Raw genomic sequence first — 16,455 nt, 5'->3', positions numbered from 1 at the left:
TCCGCCTCCGGTGCCGCGCCCTTCGGGCGCGAGACCGCAGGGGAGTCCTCGCAGGGCTCCGGCCCGCAGGCCGAGCAGCCCTCGGGGCCGGTGTCGATCCCGAGGCCCGCGCCCGAGCCGCCCACCCCGATCACCTCCCGCGTATCCGAGCCCGCCCGGCGCCGCCCGGTGGTGTTCGAGGAGCAGGAGGAGGAGCTCGACGTCCCCGACTTCCTGAAGTGAGCGCCGGCACGTGCGTCCTCCCTGGCGGGAGCGACCGCACGTGCCGTGTCGCGATGCCTCTGTACGTTGCCGGCTTACCGAAGTGAACGAACCCCCACGTGGACGACCCGAACACCACGCGCCGCGATGAGATCGCGGCCGGCCTGGCCGAGGTGGAGCGCCGGATCACCGGCGCCTGCGAAGCGGCCGGGCGCTCGCGCCGGGAGATCACCCTGGTCGCGGTCACCAAGACCTATCCCGCCTCCGATGTGAGGATCCTCACCGCGCTCGGCGTCCATGACGTCGCCGAGAACCGCGACCAGGAGGCGGCGGCCAAAGCCAGCGAATGCGCTGATCTGCCGTTGACCTGGCATTTCGTCGGGCAGCTCCAGACGAACAAGGCCAGATCGGTCGTGTCGTACGCCGACATGATCCACTCCGTCGACCGTCCGCGCCTGGTCGAGGCGCTCGGCAGGGAGGCCGTCAAGGCGGAACGGCGGGTCACCTGCCTGGTGCAGGTCGCCCTGGACGAGGACCCGGGCCGCGGGGGCGTCATCCCGGCGGAGCTCCCGGCGTTGGCCGGCATGATCGCTCGGACCGAGGGCCTGGCCCTGGGCGGGGTCATGGCGGTCGCCCCGCTGAGAGGGGACCCTAATCGGGCATTCGCCCGGCTTTTGGAACTTTCATCAGCTATGCAGGAGGAACATCCGGATGCAACGGTTGTTTCGGCGGGAATGAGCGGAGATCTGGCCGAGGCGATAGCCAACGGAGCGACACACCTGCGTGTCGGTACGGCGTTGCTCGGTCGCCGGAAGCCCTTCGTCAGGTAATGTCCCCCCGAGTGGACCTTGATGTCCATGTATCCGAGCAGAGGTCGACAGCGGTGCCTAGGTTGCCTTGGGTACGGCGACCATGAGCAGGAGGACGACGTAGCGATGGCCGGCGCGATGCGCAAGATGGCGGTCTACCTCGGTCTCGTGGAGGACGACCGCTACCCGGATTATGGCAATTACGCCGACGACGAGGACTACACGGACGACTACGTCGACCGCCGTCGTGGCGACGAGCGCATGCTTGGAACGCCCCAAGAGGGCCTGGAAGAGGTCGAAACCCCGGTTCCGGCCCCGCGGGCGGGTGCGGCCGTGGTAGAGCGCCGTACGACCGATCTGGCGCGGATCACGACCCTTCACCCGCGCACGTACAACGAGGCGCGGACCATCGGTGAGCACTTCCGCGAGGGCACTCCCGTCATCATGAACTTGACAGAAATGGTCGACAGCGACGCGAAACGTCTTGTTGATTTTGCGGCAGGTCTGGTCTTTGGCCTACATGGCAGCATTGAACGTGTTACCAACAAGGTGTTCCTGTTGTCCCCTGCCAATGTCGAGGTGACCGCCGAGGACAAGGCTCGAATCGCGGAACGCGGGTTCTTCAACCAGAGCTAGAGTTCCATCATGAACAGTGAACGGCCACACAGGGCCTACCCGGACCGAGAGCAGCACATCGGGATGGAGGTAGGGCACGACCGTGGGGACCATTAGTGGCATCTTGGTCGGAGTCCTGTCCATCTACCTCGTACTGCTGATCGGCAGAATGATCTTCGAGACGGTGCAGGCGTTCGCTCGCTCCTGGCGTCCCCAAGGGGTCGTGCTGGTGCTGGCGGAGGCCATATACACGGTCACCGATCCGCCTCTCAAGTTCCTCCGCCGTTTCATTCCGCCCCTCCGGTTGGGTACGGTGGCCTTTGACCTAAGCTTCACATTGCTGTTCGTTGGGGTCTTGGTCATGATCCAAATCGTGTCCGCGCTTCGTTTTTGATCGGGTACCGTCCTCCGGACAGACTCCGAGCGCGCCAAGGAGACCGAAATGCCGCTGACGCCCGCTGATGTGCGGAACAAGCAGTTCAGTACCACCCGGCTGCGGCCGGGGTATGACGAGGAAGAAGTTGACGCCTTCCTTGATGAGGTGGAGGCCGAGCTCGACCGCCTCATCCAGGAGAACGAGGAGCTTCGTGCGAAGCTGACCGAGTGCCTGCGTGGCAAGGTGCCGGGGGGTATGGGCATGAGCATGGCGCCGGCCCCGGTCGCCGAGCCCAAGCCCGAGATGATGATGCCCCAGCCGGAGCCCATGAAGCCGCCGGAGCCCATCAGGCCCGAGCCGGTTCCCGTCGGGATGGGGATGCCTCCCGCCGAGGACAACATGGACACCGCCGCGCGCGTGCTCGCCCTGGCGCAGCAGACCGCGGACCAGGCGATCGCCGACGCGCGCCGCGAGGCCGACGAGACGGTCACCCGGGCGCGGCGCGAGGCCGACGAGATCCTCGGCAAGGCGCGCCGCCAGGCCGAGCAGATCATCGGTGACGCGCGTGCCCGTGCCGAGACGCTCGAGCGCGACGCTCAGGAGCGCCACAGGCAGGCGATGGGCTCCCTGGTGCAGACCCGTGACGAGCTCGAGCGCAAGGTCGAGGAGCTGCGGAGCTTCGAGCGCGAATACCGCAGCAGGCTGAAGCTCTACCTGGAGAACCAGCTGGCCGAGCTCAACGTGTCGGCCGAGGGCAGCGGCGGCTTCCCCGTCGTGGGCGCACAGATGGGCGGAGCTCCGGCCATGTCCCACGCAGTCGCCCCCGGTGGCCAGCAGCAGATGCCCGGCGGCCAGAACAACCCGTTCGGCGGAGAGCCCTCGCAGCACTCCGGTGCCTTCCAGGGAGTTGACGGCCCTCATAACGATCGCCGTTAAGGTAACGGGTCAGGTCCCGAACCCGACCCGCGACTGGGAGTCCCTGTGATCTACCTCAGCGCCATTCTGGTCGTGCTCGCCTTCGGCCTTCTGGTCGCGGGCGTGGTGACCGGAACAGCGGTCCTGGTCATGTGGTCGATCGTGGTCAGCGTGCTGTCCGCGGTCTTCCTTATGATCGGGGCGCTGCTGCGACGCCATGAGCTGTTCCCCTCCGGCGGCGCGGGGGCGTCCACGGGCTCGCCGATGTCCCCGGCAGGTGCCGGTGTCGCCGGTGGGCTGATGGGCCGACCCGGAGCCATGGCCTCCTCAGGGGCCGGGCCGCACGGGGCCTCCTTCACGGCCGGTCCCGCCGGCCGTCCCGGCATGCAGCCGGCGGCGACGGCGCCCCACGGGATGCCTGGCACGGTGGTCCACGGCACGCACCCGAGTGGCACGGTGCCCCACGGGATGCACCCGACGGCCACGCTTTCCCCGCCTAGGGCGTTCGCCCCACCGGGATCCGGTGGCCGGGGGCCGGGCGCCGCGGGTTCCGGAGGGTCGCCCTCCGCCGACGCGATCGTGTTCGTGATCCCTGGGCGCAAGCGGTTCCACCTGCCAGGGTGCCGCCAGCTCGCCGGGCGCGAGACCGAGGAGCTCACCTACGAAGAGGCCCGCGAAGAGGGCTTCTCCGCCTGCACCACCTGCCTCCCCAACGGTTACAAGCCCAACAGGGACGACAAACCCCGAACAGACCCCGACCACGTCCCCACCCCCGCCGGCCCGGACACCGAGCTCAAGGCGGACACCGGCCTAAAGCCCGACGCCGCCCTCAAGCCGGACACCGCATTCAGATCCGAGCCGGGCAGATCCGAGCCGGGTCGTTCGCCGGAGACGGTGTACGGGTCGGAGCGTGGGCGTAGGCCGGAAAGTGGTGGCAAGCCTGATGGTGGGCTCAAGCCTGAGGCGGGGCGCGGGACCGATTCTGGTCGTACGTCGGAGGCTGGGCGCAGGGCCGAGGACGGTCGTTCCGACTCTGGTTACAGGGCCGGAGCCGGTACCGCGTCCGGGGCTGGTCGTATCTCTGAGACCACACAGAAGCCTGAGGCCGGTTACCGGTCCGAGAAGACGCGGCCGGTGACCCAGGTCCCCGCCGAGTCGGCGGTGGAGCCGAACGAGAACACTCCCGGGCGCGCCGGAAGTTCACGCGGCTCCACCACCTCACCTTCGACCACTACCCCGTCCCGCTCGACTTCGTCTGGTGCGACGCCGTCTGGCTCTACTTCGTCGGGTGCGCCCCCGTCCGGTGCGACGTCCTCAGGCGCGGCACCCTCCGGTCCGGCCCGGTCCACTTCTACTTCCTCCGGGGGTGCGGCCTCTCCGGCTTCACCCGCCTCGCCCTCGCGTCCCCGTACCCCCTCCACTGCCTCCTCCGGCTCCTCTTCGTCCTCGGCCGCCGCCTCTGGTGGCTCGTCCAGCGTGGAGGACGCCGAGTCCGAGCGTCCCGGTACAAAGCGATCTTCGAGTTGGAAGTCCGACGAGTGGTTCGCAGCCGGTTCCTCAGCCTCGGGCAGGTCCACCGCGGAGCCGTCGGACGAGACCTCTTCACGACAGACGGCCTCTTCGCAGAAGCCGGGTGCCTCCTCCTCGCCGAGGAGGCCTGAGATCCCGACCCCACCGGTGGTACCCGAGGCGGCCACTCCCTTCCAGGCCTTCAAGCGGGCTGATCCGCCCACGCCGACCAGTACGAGCAAGCCCAGCACCGCCGGAGACAAGCCCGCCGACGCGACCGAGGACGACGATCCGATCGTCGTGGTCACCGGTGCGGAGCCCAGGCGGCCCACAGACCGGGCGAAGGGTGACGAGTCCAAGAAGGCTCCGACAACCGGGAAGCCCCAGCCGGAGTCCAGCACGTCTGCCAGCAGGTCCACCGGGTCAAATCCCAGCACGACCGCCGGTAAGCCGGGGACTTCTGCGGGCTCGGAGACCAACCGGCCCGCCGGGAAGCCAGGGACGTCCACAGGGCCGGGGACGAGCACGTCGACCCGGCAGGACGAGGCCGCTTCCAAAGCGGATCAGAACGCGGAGAAATCGTCGAAACTCCTCGCCGGTGGTTCGAGCGGTTCGAGCCCGGCCTCGGACACTGGTGACAGGGCCGGTACCGGAGACCGAGGACCCAAGACCGAAGATGACAAGTCGACGGGTGACGACAAGCCCAACAGGAGCGAGTCGACCGCCGAGGTCATGCGTCCTGGCATCGTCAAGGTCATCCCGGGCACCAGGCGCTTCCACAGCTCCGTATGCCCGCTGATCAAGGGATCGGACCCCGGCAGCCTGGAGACCATGTCCAGGACCGACGCCGAGGCCGCCGGCCTCACCCACTGCTCAGTCTGCGACCGCGACGACTGACTCACTGCTTCTGCGACGGGCAGGGTTGGCTCACGACTCGGTGTGATCAGCCAGGGCTGACGCCGTGGATGCGTTCATGTCACCATCTCGGCGTTTGGGGTGGTCCTGGGCTGGGTGGGAATATCAGGGGTTCCCTGATCAAATGGGTGCCGGGAGGGCCTTAAAAGGGTTCCACCAGTCCTTGTTTTGTGAGGATTGTGTCCCTGGGGTGCCTGTTTAGATGACCCACCCGTTACCCGGTTGATCGGGGTACCCGAGTGTTGCCTACCCAAGATCGTGACCTTCTAAGACGCCGGGCGCGTTCGCAGAGCCAACGACGCGGGCCGTGTTCGCGAAGCCAACGACGCCGGGCGTGTTCGCGTAGTCAACGATGCCGGGCTGTGTTCGCGGAGCCAATGGTGACGGATGTGTTCGTCACCATCTTGGCGCTGATGGTTGTCCTGGGCTGGGTGGGAATCACTCGGGTTCCCCGATCAAATGGGTGCCGGGAGGGCCTTGAAAGGGTTCTCCCAGCCCTTGGATTTGTGACGATTGTGCCCCTGGGGTGCCGGCTTAGATACCCCACCCGTTACCCGGTTGATCGGGGTACCCGAGTGTTGCCCACCCAAGATCGTGACCTTCTAAGACGCCGGGCGCGTTCGCAGAGCCAACGACGCGGGCCATGTTCGCGAAGCCAACGACGCCCGGCGCGTTCGCGAAGCCAACGGTGTCGGCGATCAGGCGATCAGGCGATCAGGCGATCAGGCGGTCAGTGGTGTGGTCGCCGTTTGGCGGGCGGCTGGTCCAAGACCTGCGCGCAAGCCGGATCGAACCATCTGCGTCCAGGAACAGGAACGCGCGGACTGCTCCCCAGGCGGCCCAGGCGCCCGACGAGTTCAAATATGACGGGACTGTATCAACAGATTGGACAGCCCCAATCCGACTGATTTCCAAACGTTTCTGACAGTCCAGAGCCTCATTGACCCCGGCCATCGGCTCTTGTCACCTTCTGTGGCCGGGAGCCGCCCGACAGTGCATTGACAGGGTCGCTGACGCTGATCAAGATGAGGGCGTTTGTTTCCTTACGGGGAATTTATACGGAGCCGCTGGGCGCGGTGCCGCGAGTTGACGGGGTCTTTCGGAGGATGTGGCGTGCGCCTTCAGCGTGCTCAAATCTGGTTGTTCGCGGTTCTTTCCCTCGCTTTGCTGGTGAGCAGTGTCGGGGTGATCGCCGATCTCACGTCACCGTCCACACCGGGCGGCTCCTCTGAGGAGCGGTCGGTAGAGGGACAGCCGATTCGCAGGGTCGCCGACGTGCATGGCGTGGAGGATTCCCCGCCTCCGGTGACCGCGTCCGCCGCGCCGGTGGTGCCGAAAGCCGGGTCGGGCGAGGTCGTGGTGGGTGCCGCTCCTGCCAGGGTGGCCGCCGGTTCACCGGTGTCGGTGGCGCAGTCGGCCGGGAAGGTGGCTCCGAGCAGGGTCCGGGTGGAGACCATCGGCGCGGATGTCGTCAAGCGGCTGGGCGGGACGGCGGTGGGGGTACGACTCACCCGCGCCGATGGTGGAAGCGTTCCCGGCCGGGTGCGGCTGAGCGTGGACTACTCCGGGTTCGCGAGCGGGTTGCCGGCGGGCGGGGCGGCCAGGCTGGGGCTGGTCGAGATGCCGGCGTGTGTGCTCGCGGCGCGGCCGGACGCGGCATGCGTGAAGGCGGCGGAGAACGCGCGGGTGGTGCCCTCGTCCAACGACCCGGCCTCGCGCCAGGTGATGGCGGAGGTGGAGGCCGGGGCGGGCGGGTCGGCCACTGGCGGGCAGGTGTACGTGCTGGCGGCCGCGGCGTCGGCCAGCCCGGATTCGGGGACGGGGAACTTCGCCGCGACCGACCTGAAGGCGGCCGGGTCGTGGCAGGTGGGGTTGTCGGGGGGCGGGTTCTCCTACTCCTATCCGATCCCGGTGCCACCACCGGTGGCCGGCGAGGCCCCGCAGTTGGCGTTGTCGTACTCCTCCTCGGGGATCGACAGCCTGACGAACTACACGAACAACCAGGCGTCGGTCGCCGGTATGGGATGGGAGGTCTCGACCGGGTTCATCGAGCGGCGGTTCCGCGGGTGTGCCGACGACACGGTGGAGACCACCAAGAATCCGGCGCAGAAGGACTGGAAGCATCTGTGCTGGGAGTCGCCCGATGAGAACGACGGTGACTCGGCGACCACCGACTACACCACCTCGCATCTGACGCTGTCGGTGGAGGGCAAGTCGTCGGCGATCGTGAAGGACCGCACCAGCGGCGGATGGAAGACGGTAGAGGACTTCGGCTGGAAGATCGAGTATCTGACCTCCAGCCAGACCTCGCAGTCGTTCTGGGTGGTGACTACAACCGACGGGACGGTGTACCGGTTCGGCTACCGCCGCGACTCGATGTGGCAGACGCCGTATGTGGGCGATGACACCGGCGAGCCATGTCGTGACAAGTACTCCAAGACCGGCACGCCGGGGTTCTGCTTCGCCCCCTGGCGGTGGAACCTGGACCAGGAGATCGACCCGAACGGCAACGTGGTCGACTACACCTTCACCCGCGAGGAGAACTGGTACTGCAAGACGCTCGGCGCGCTGTGCCAGCCGAGCGAGGTGTGGGACCCGATGGCCAACCGGCTGGCCTACGACCGGGGTGGCTACCTGGCTCAGGCCGCCTACGGCCGCAACACCAAAGTGACCGGATCGGCGCACACCGCCAAGGTGGTGTTCAACGCCGTCGACCGCGGGACCCCGCCCCGCTCGGGTGAGCCCTGGGACAACGACACTCCCACCGATCTCGATTGCCCGTCCTCCCCACCAGAGGTGATCCAGCCCTGCGACACCCCCGGGCCGGCGTTCTACATCTCCAAGCGGCTCAACACCGTGGTCACCTCGGTGTACAACCCGGCCACCACGGGATGGGATGAGGTGTACCGACTGGAGGCCGGGTATAAGTGGGTGTACACCCAGATCATCGGCAATCTGCCCCCCGCCGGGCCGGTGCTGTGGCTGGACACCCTGCGCCCGGTCGGGCTGGCCGGAACCGGCCCCGACATCGCGCTGCCCCCGGTGGACTTCGAGGCCACCCTGCTGGACAACCGCGCCGACTACGACGAGTCCCAGGGCAAGGCCCGGTTGCGGTTCCCCCGGATCTCCTCGGTGTACAACGGGTTGGGCGGGCGCACCGACATCACCTACGGGCAGGCCAAACCCTGCCCCTACCCCTCGGGCTACCCCACCACGGGATGGGACACCAACGCGCGCGACTGCTACCTCGCCACGCTGGGCACCTACTACGACGCCAACGGCATTCCCCGCACCTCGCGCGCGGTCTATCTGAAGTGGCTGGTCACCCATACCGTCGACAAGGACCTGGTCGGCGGCTCACCCGACATGCCCACCCGCTACGAGTACCTGGGCACCCCGGCCTGGGCGCGCGCCTTCAACTACATGCGCGCCACCACCATGGACGGATTCGTCTGCACCCCACCGGTCACCGGCTACTGCAAGGTGCTCACCGAAGACTGGGACGAGTTCCGCGGCTACCAGCAGGTGCGCACCATCAAGGGCGCCGGCACCAGCCCCGACGACTTCTCCGTCACCACCACCGCCTTCTACCGCGGCATGTACGACGACCCGCTGACCAACGGCACCGCCAAGCGCACGACCGTCACCGACTTCGAGGGCAACACCTACAACGACCTGCGTGTCCTGGCCGGCCGTACCCTCCAGGAACAAACCTGGCGCGCCACCACCATCAACGGCAGCACCCCCGCCGCACCCGCTGCCGCACAGCCTGTCGCCGCCGGACCCGTCACCACATCGCAGGTATCCGGGACGCGGCCCCAATCCCTCGCCGCCACGGCGAAGCGGGATACAGCATCCCTCTCCGCTGAAGCCAAGAGGAATGCTGAAGCCAAGGGGAATACGGCATCCCTCGCCGCCGCAGCCCAGGGGAATGCAGCGGTGGTGGTGCCCAGCGCCGCCCACGTCATCACCGCCGCGCTGCCCCCGGCCCGTGCACTGCTTCGCGGCATCGGGAAACTGCTCGGCACGACTGCTTTCGCCTGCACCTATCCCACGTGGAAGCAAGACGAGTTCTACGACAAGGGCAACAGGGTCACCTACAAGAACCACCACTGGGAAGCGCTCATAGACAGCTTCGCGGCCGAACCAGGCGTGGCAAGAGACGCATGGAAAGACCTCGGCGACTGCACCGGGTCTCCCACACCCACCCCGACTCCCACGATCACTCCCACCGTCACGCCGACCCCGACGGTGACACCGACCGTCCCGCCCACCACACCCCCAGGCGGCCCCACCCTCGGCGGCTACGTCGAAATCGGATCCACCCGGTACGAATACTCCACCGTCTCCACCGGCAACGGCCCCGGCATCTACGATCCCCTGCTCATCAACACCACCCGCCAGGTCACCCGCGAAGCCGTCACCACCGGCTTCCGCTACACCGACCAACGCACCACCTACGACACCTACGGCCTGCCCACCAAGGTCAACGACTACGGCCAAACCGGCGACGCCACCGACAACACCTGCACCACCACCACATACGCCCGCAACACCACCAAATGGCTGCTCAACTATCCCGCGACCGTAGAACGCCGAGCCGGCGATGCCTGTACCAGCGGAACGCTGCTCAGCCGAAGTGTGACCCTCTACGACGGTGCGACCAGTACATCTGGCAACACCCCGACAGCCGGCAACGCGACTCAGAGTCGGGCCTACAGCAGCGACGCCGAACATCAGATCAACGGGGCAGGCTACGACGGCTACGGCCGTGTCATCTCCGCAGTCGACGAGGCGAACAAGACCAACAGGATTGATTACACCCCGTCGACCGGATGGCCGTTCAACGGCATCACGACCACCAACCCGCTCGGCCACAGCGCCACCAGTTGGCGATCGCCACACCACGGCCAGCTCATCCAAGCCCACGATGCCAACGGTAAGGACACCCTGATCGACTACGACGCTCTGGGCCGGACCACCGCACTGTGGACGCCTCAGCAGTCGAAGAACGGGGCCATTCCTGCGGCGGCCGTCAGCTACAGCATTCCTTTTGACGGGAATCTCGGCCAGCCGACCGCTGCGCCGAAGAGCGTGATGAAGAAACTACGGTCCGTCTCAGGGGGAACAGCCACGTGGGCTATGGAGTACACCTATGTCGACGGGCTCGGCCGGATTCGGGAACGACAATCCGTATCCCCGGCCGGTGGCCGTATTGTCACCGCCACGGCTTATGACGCCCGAGGCCTGACCGCCGCCGTTTCTCAGCCGGCCCACAACACTGCCGAGGCCGGCAGTGGGTTGCTGAATCCCGCGCTCACCAGCCTGGCCCAGTGGGAGAGGGCGTTTTATGACGGCGCCGAGCGGACGACCGCCCGGATCGCATACACCGCTTCGACCGAGTTGCGCCGTACCAGCACCACTCACTTCGGTGACCGGTACGAGGTTCAACCGCCGACCGGGGGCAAGAGCGTCTACTGGACCGATGTCAACGACAAGGTGGTGAAGGTCGAAGAGTGGTCCGACACCACCGTCCACCACGACACCGCCTACAGCTACGACGCCAACGGCAACATCACGAAGATGGTGGACGCCAGCGGCAACGTCCATAGCTTCACCTACGACCTCCTCGGCCGCCGGATCGCCGCACACGATCCCGATGCCGGGGACAGTGAAGATCACTACGACGCGGCCGGAAGGCTGATTTGGACCAAGGACGGGAACGGGCAGAAGATCTCCTCCAGCTACGACGACCTCGGCCGTAAAACGACGTTATGGGCAGGGGACGTTGATTCCGGAACGAAGCTGATCTCCTGGACGTACGACACACTGGCCAAGGGCAAGCTGACCTCCTCGGCCCGCTACGTCAACGGCAACACCTACTCCGAGTCGGTGACCGGATACGACACGATGGGACGCCCCACCGGCGCCACCGTCACCATCCCCTCCTCAGAAGATCTGCTGGCCGGCGACTACACCTTCACTACGTCCTACAACACCGCGGGAGAGCTCGCCGAGATCGGCATGCCGGCTGCGGGTGGCATGCCCGCGGAGAAGGTCACCTCCACATTCACCGACCTGGGACTGGTAAAAGGGTTGACCTCCGATTTCGCCGGCGGGTTCACCTATGTCAACGACACCAGGTACACCCCCACAGCCCGTATGGCCGAACGCTCCTACGGGGCAACCGGGAAGATCAAACGTACTCTCGGCTGGGACAACTCCACCGGATGGCTCTCACGGGTCACCACGACAGCCAAGGCCGACACTTCCAACCCACAGGTGGCCCAAGACGACCAGTACTTCTACGACACCTCTGGTCAGATAACCCGGATCCTAGATGTCGCCTCCGCAGTCTCGGGTGGCACAGCCGGTCAGTCGGAATGCTTCTCCTACGACGGACTGCACAGACTCTCGGCCGCCTGGACCACCACCGCCTCCTCCTGCACAGCGGGCATCACCGGCGCCGACGGTCTGGGCATCGACCCATACAAGCAGCGATACGGCTATGACCCGGTCGGTAACCTCACGACCTTCACCGACAACGACCGGACCTCGACGTACCACTATCCCGCGCCCGGTGCATCTGCGGTCCGTCCTAACGCGGTCACCTCCATCGACCGGCCTAACGGCGGCGCTGACACCTACACCTACGACAATGCCGGTCAGCTCAGAACACGCAACGCGGCAGGCAAGCCGGCGACCTTTGAATGGAACGAACTCGGCCAACTCACCAAAGCCACCGTTGATGGCCGGGACACCACGATGGTCTACGACGCCGACGGGCAGCGCTTGCTCCGGCGCACCCCCGACGGCAAGACCACCCTCTACCTAGGTGACATGGAAGTCGAACTGGCCGGCGGCCGGCTCACCGCCAAGCGGTACTACACCGCCCCCGATGGATCCACCGTCGCAATGCGCAGCACCGGGGAGGGCCTGAAATGGATGACTTCCGGTCTGCATGGCAGCCAGCAGGTGTCGATCGACGACACCACCGGTCAACTCAACCGGGAACGCTATCTGCCCTATGGCAAACGCCGGGGCATCGATGACCTGCCCTTCACCGACCGCGGGTTCCTCGGAAAGGTCGAAGACGACTCCACCGGCCTGGACTACCTGTCCGCCCGCTACTACGACCCCGACATCGCCCGATTCATATCGACCGACCCTCTTCTGAACCTCACCAAAGCGCAATGGGCGAACCCGTACAGCTACGCGGGCGACAATCCCATCGGCCTTTCCGACCCGTCCGGACTGGCTCCAGACCATGGCTGCGATTCTCCTGCGGAGAAGGCCACCGACACCTGCAAGGAAGCTGCCAGATGGAACGCATGCGTGAAGAAGCAGGGGGAGAAAAAATGTAAGGCCAAGTGGAAGCGGGACGCCGACGAGACATTCCGCAACGCTGTTGTGGCCGCCTGGATGGATTATGACCGGGTATGCGGCCCCGAGGACAGTTTGAAGCGGTACACCGAAGCCTGCGCCGAGCTCATATTGACCGGCGAAGGCGACCCCGTGGCCTCTCGCGCGAAAGCGATGGAGGACAATCTCAAACTTGTCGTCACAGCGCTCCTCATCGCCGGCTTCGGGCCAGAGGAGATCGCGGGAATGGTCGTGGCGAAGCTCGGGGTGAGAGCAGCGGCATGGATCCTAGGGAAGGCGGGCCCGAAGTTCGCCACCGTAGCTGCGAAGGTAGCCAAAACCGCTTGCAATAGCTTCGTCCCCGGGACCCGCGTCCTGATGGCGGATGGCATGCATAAACCCATCGAGCAGGTGCGCGAGGGGGACTCTGTTCTGGCGGTCGATCCGGTCAGCGGCGAGAAGTCGGCAAGGTCTGTCGTCGCGGTCTTCAGCACCCAGGGCGCGAAGGACCTCGTCGCTATCCGGGTCGACACCGATGGGCAGGGAGGCGATGCCGTCGGATTGGCCGTCGCCACTGCCGGGCATCCTTTCTGGGAGAGCACGGAGAATCATTGGGCGAGCGTCGAGGCTCTGACTCCTGGCATGCGACTCCGTACGTTGGCCGGCGAGAGTCTCGAAGTCCTCGGCGGTACGCGGTACAGTCGGCCTGACCAGCGCGTCTATAATCTTTCGGTCGACGCGATCCACACTTACTACATCCAGGTCGGCACCGAAGACGTTCTGGTTCACAATGACTTCCGCTGTGACGGGTCCTCGCTACGAGCAGCTCAGCGCAAGCTAGAGAGGGCTAAGGTTGACGAGATCGATTATGGACACATCAGGGATGGCCATGTGAAGGGTGGCAAAGATGTGAATTCCAGGAGCGATCTTTGGCCGGACGGCACGACCGATGAAGATATCGAGGCCATCGCGCGTGCGGCCGTCCGCAATAACCCCAAGGCGACCGGGTTGGACAAAGGGACCGGTGCCATTCGGGCCCTGGTTCGGGTGAACGGGAAGACGTACGAGTTCATCATCATCGGCGGTAAACTGCGATCGATATATCCGAAGGGGTCAAGTGGGTAGCTTCTTGCTGAGAGTCGACGCAGCCAATGTCCGGATTCTCTCCGGGGACGACGCCCCGCTTTGGGGGTCGGTATGGATCGACGCCGGAGAGGCCGTTTTTCCTGAATCCGGTTGGCACGACTACATCGGCTCTATGTTCGGCTCGCTGGTGACGGCATTGGACGGGCTTTCTCGCGGCAGACCTCGAGGCGACGCCTACTTCTTCAACGGCTCCTTCACCGTGCAAATGGTGAGAAAGGGGTGGAGGTGGCGCGACAGGGTCACGCGACCGGGAGCGACCGCGGCAGTGTCGTATCGCATGATCAATGACATCGGTGAGTCGGGCGAGGTGGATTTCGCCTCAGAGGCGTACCTGAGCGAGTTGATCGATGACGTCCACCGGTCGGCGATGGACGCGCTGGCGGCGATGAAGGCGATCCAGTCGCTGACCGGACCGAGCCTCCGGCACTTTCAAAAGAACGTCGAAGTTCTCGGCAAAGCGCGCGGGAGACTCGGGCGCACGGCCTCTAGACGGTCCTAGGCCTTCTCATGTCTTCCCTAGGGCTTGGGATAGGGAATGGTCACCGTCATGGTACGGAAATGGAATGAAAGCCGAGATCACGGATTTTCACAGCCCCGACATCGACTGGGAGGGCGCCGCACCGGCCGAGTGGCGCGCTCGGCACAACGTTCTCGTGCAGCTGTTCGTCGGTCCTCGGGGCGGTAAGGGCGCCGAATCCTTCACTCTGATGGCCTGTACGCCGCAGTTCATCGCGGAGCTGGTCAGGGAGAGCGGGGTCGTCGACGGACGCCATCACCTCGTGATGGCGTCCCTAGACCGAGAACTGATCGAAGGACATCTGCGGCGACACATTGAAAGCCTTGAGGCGTACGACTGGTCCGGGTTGACTTTGAAGATCAGCCGCTTCGGGCTTTGGGAAGGTGCGGACTACTCGGAGTGAACCAGGCGATCGGACGAGCGCCGCCCCGGTTGCCCTCGTGAAGCCTGCGGACGGCGTGCGGGATGGGGTCTGCGCCGGTGGATGGGTGTTGATCAGCCGACCGTCCCGGTCGGTGTCCTCCGGCCGAGAGGGTTGGAGGGGACCTGGCCGTATCCATCCCTTGCTCCTGCTGGAAACGGCATTCGCCCCGCGGCTCGGACCCCCGCACGGCCGACTAACGGGTCGACAGGCGGCGCCGGCCCGGAGATGGAGAGGGCGATTGGATTGGGAGAACGGCAGCGATCTCATCGGGTGTGACGATCCTGGGCAGGTCGAGGCGGCGTTCCAGCGCGGGGAGCGGTTGGTCGGGATCGCCGTCATGGGGCTGGCCTTGTGCGTCCCGGATGCGGGCGTCGTTGAGCCGCTGGTCGTTCGGGCCTTGTGGTCCGACAGTGTGCGGGTTCGCCTGGAGGGGTTGACCGCTCTAAGCCATATAGTCCGGATCACGGGTGAGGTCGACTGGTCGACACTCAAGCGCCTTCGCTCGCTGATGCGCAGTCCCGACCCGGAAGTCAGGGAGCACGCCGGCAGGGTGGCGGGGGACGTCTGGATCTATGTCCCGCACTTTCGGCTACCGGCTTGGTTGTGGGTCCGGGCAACGGCTCGTGCGGTGCGCTGGTGGTTGGTGAATCGGTGGTGGGGGATCACGGGGAAGTACAAATGACGTGCTCAGCACCGATTGGGTAACCGCATGGCGAAGAGAGCGTAGCCGGAGGGTCGCAAGACGACCGAAACGCTGCGGCGTCAAGTTGACCCTGGAGAGAGCGCTGATGCCAAGGTGTCGTCGCAATTACGGGCGACTTTCAGAGCATGTGTAAGTCCCGCAGCGCGTCCGCGCGGGCGACGTCTTTCGCGCTCGATGTCAAGGGCGTTGGGTATGTGTTCGGGAGCGTGATGCTAGCTGGACTGCCCGACGAGCATCCGCACACTTCCAAGGCGCTTCTTTGTTAGGGGATGCACGCTAAGACTTCGGTGAGAACGCTGCCGGCGCCGCTGCCCTCAAACCCGGTCACCGCCCCCGTCCAATGGGTTCCGGGTGGACGAAGATGCTGGTCTGGGCTGACGCCGCAGAAGTGTTCGTGTGACCATCTTGGCGTTGGGGGTGCTCGTGGTCTGGGTGGGAATCACTCGGGTTCCCCGATCAAATGGGTGCCGGGAGGGCCTTCTAAGGGTTCCACCAGTCCTTGTTTTTTTGACGATTGTGCCCCTGGGGTGCCGGTTTAGATGACCCACCCGTTACCCGGTTGATCGGGGTACCCGAGTGTTGCCCACCCAAGATTGTGACCGTCGGGAGACGCCCGGCGTGTTCGCGGAGCCACGATGCCGTGCGTGTTCGCGGAGCCGACGGTGACGGATGTGTTCGTGTGACCATCTTGGCGTTTGGGGTGGTCCTGGGCTGGGTGGGAATCACTCGATCAAATGGGTGCCGGGAGGGCCTTCAAAAGGTGGCCAGCGCGTGGACTTGTGACGTTGTGACCGGTGGTGGTGCCGGTTGTGACGAACTACCAGGCGAACTGTCAACGGACACGCCGATCTCCTGATGGGCGGCCAGATTTCTCCAGGCTGATGGCCATCGGAATTCCCGGGTATGGTCACCAGAAATCCAGGTGTGTGGCCAGGCCGATCCCGGTGGATGGTCAGGCCAGGG

Annotated in this window: 10 protein-coding genes and 1 pseudogene; 10 read left to right on the top strand and 1 reads right to left on the bottom strand. The window is 65.7% G+C overall.

Features of this window, described 5'->3' with window-relative positions; all coding sequences use genetic code 11:
* From ABD810_RS36515 to ABD810_RS36495, 5 genes and pseudogenes are all read left to right on the top strand, one after another.
* A pseudogene (locus tag ABD810_RS36515) lies at window positions 1-222 on the top strand (hypothetical protein); the annotation flags it as partial.
* 98 nt (window positions 223-320) lie between these two features.
* Entirely contained in the window at window positions 321-1,031 is a 711-nt protein-coding gene (locus ABD810_RS36510; protein WP_344951876.1) for a YggS family pyridoxal phosphate-dependent enzyme, read from the top strand.
* Window positions 1,032-1,136: 105 nt separating this feature from the next.
* Window positions 1,137-1,646, top strand: a complete 510-nt coding sequence (locus ABD810_RS36505) for a cell division protein SepF (protein ID WP_344951873.1) — start codon at window positions 1,137-1,139, stop codon at window positions 1,644-1,646.
* A gap of 82 nt (window positions 1,647-1,728) precedes the next feature.
* Window positions 1,729-2,019, top strand: coding sequence for a YggT family protein (locus ABD810_RS36500; RefSeq protein ID WP_344951870.1), 291 nt, complete (start codon window positions 1,729-1,731; stop codon window positions 2,017-2,019).
* Window positions 2,020-2,067: 48 nt separating this feature from the next.
* On the top strand, window positions 2,068-2,937 hold the full coding sequence (locus ABD810_RS36495) for a DivIVA domain-containing protein (RefSeq protein ID WP_344951868.1): 870 nt from the start codon (window positions 2,068-2,070) through the stop codon (window positions 2,935-2,937).
* A 1,088-nt stretch (window positions 2,938-4,025) separates the two neighbouring features.
* On the opposite strand, the gene ABD810_RS36490 is transcribed toward ABD810_RS36495, so the two are convergent.
* The gene (locus tag ABD810_RS36490; protein WP_344951865.1) at window positions 4,026-4,826 is read right to left on the bottom strand and encodes a hypothetical protein; all 801 of its coding nucleotides are present in this window, start codon (window positions 4,824-4,826) and stop codon (window positions 4,026-4,028) included.
* A gap of 331 nt (window positions 4,827-5,157) precedes the next feature.
* Between ABD810_RS36490 and ABD810_RS36485 the strand changes: the two genes are divergently transcribed.
* The 5 genes from ABD810_RS36485 (at window position 5,158) to ABD810_RS36465 (ending at window position 15,471) form a co-directional block, all read left to right on the top strand.
* A complete protein-coding gene (locus ABD810_RS36485; protein ID WP_344951862.1) occupies window positions 5,158-5,322 on the top strand; it encodes a hypothetical protein in 165 nt (54 codons plus the stop codon).
* A 1,053-nt stretch (window positions 5,323-6,375) separates the two neighbouring features.
* The gene (locus ABD810_RS36480) at window positions 6,376-13,827 is read left to right on the top strand and encodes an RHS repeat-associated core domain-containing protein (RefSeq protein ID WP_344951859.1); all 7,452 of its coding nucleotides are present in this window, start codon (window positions 6,376-6,378) and stop codon (window positions 13,825-13,827) included.
* Window positions 13,820-14,347, top strand: a complete 528-nt coding sequence (locus ABD810_RS36475; protein WP_344951856.1) for a hypothetical protein — start codon at window positions 13,820-13,822, stop codon at window positions 14,345-14,347. Before ABD810_RS36480 ends, ABD810_RS36475 begins: the two co-directional genes overlap by 8 nt.
* Window positions 14,348-14,411: 64 nt before the next feature.
* The gene (locus ABD810_RS36470) at window positions 14,412-14,768 is read left to right on the top strand and encodes an Imm8 family immunity protein (protein ID WP_344951853.1); all 357 of its coding nucleotides are present in this window, start codon (window positions 14,412-14,414) and stop codon (window positions 14,766-14,768) included.
* A gap of 259 nt (window positions 14,769-15,027) precedes the next feature.
* Window positions 15,028-15,471 carry a hypothetical protein gene (locus ABD810_RS36465; RefSeq protein ID WP_344951850.1) on the top strand — a complete coding sequence of 148 codons (444 nt, stop codon included), beginning with the start codon at window positions 15,028-15,030 and terminating at the stop codon, window positions 15,469-15,471.
* Window positions 15,472-16,455: the final 984 nt, after the last annotated feature.

Origin of the sequence: Sphaerisporangium flaviroseum, from assembly GCF_039537005.1 — a bacterium.
GTDB lineage: Bacteria > Actinomycetota > Actinomycetes > Streptosporangiales > Streptosporangiaceae > Sphaerisporangium > Sphaerisporangium flaviroseum.
This window is presented reverse-complemented; position numbering and strand designations above follow the sequence as displayed.

Coding starts and splice junctions, on each gene's coding strand:
- ABD810_RS36505 (WP_344951873.1), top strand. CDS start 1,137: ATGGCCGGCGCGATGCGCAAGATGGCGGTCTACCTCGGTCTCGTGGAG.
- ABD810_RS36485 (WP_344951862.1), top strand. CDS start 5,158: ATGCGTCCTGGCATCGTCAAGGTCATCCCGGGCACCAGGCGCTTCCAC.
- ABD810_RS36495 (WP_344951868.1), top strand. CDS start 2,068: ATGCCGCTGACGCCCGCTGATGTGCGGAACAAGCAGTTCAGTACCACC.
- ABD810_RS36470 (WP_344951853.1), top strand. CDS start 14,412: ATGAAAGCCGAGATCACGGATTTTCACAGCCCCGACATCGACTGGGAG.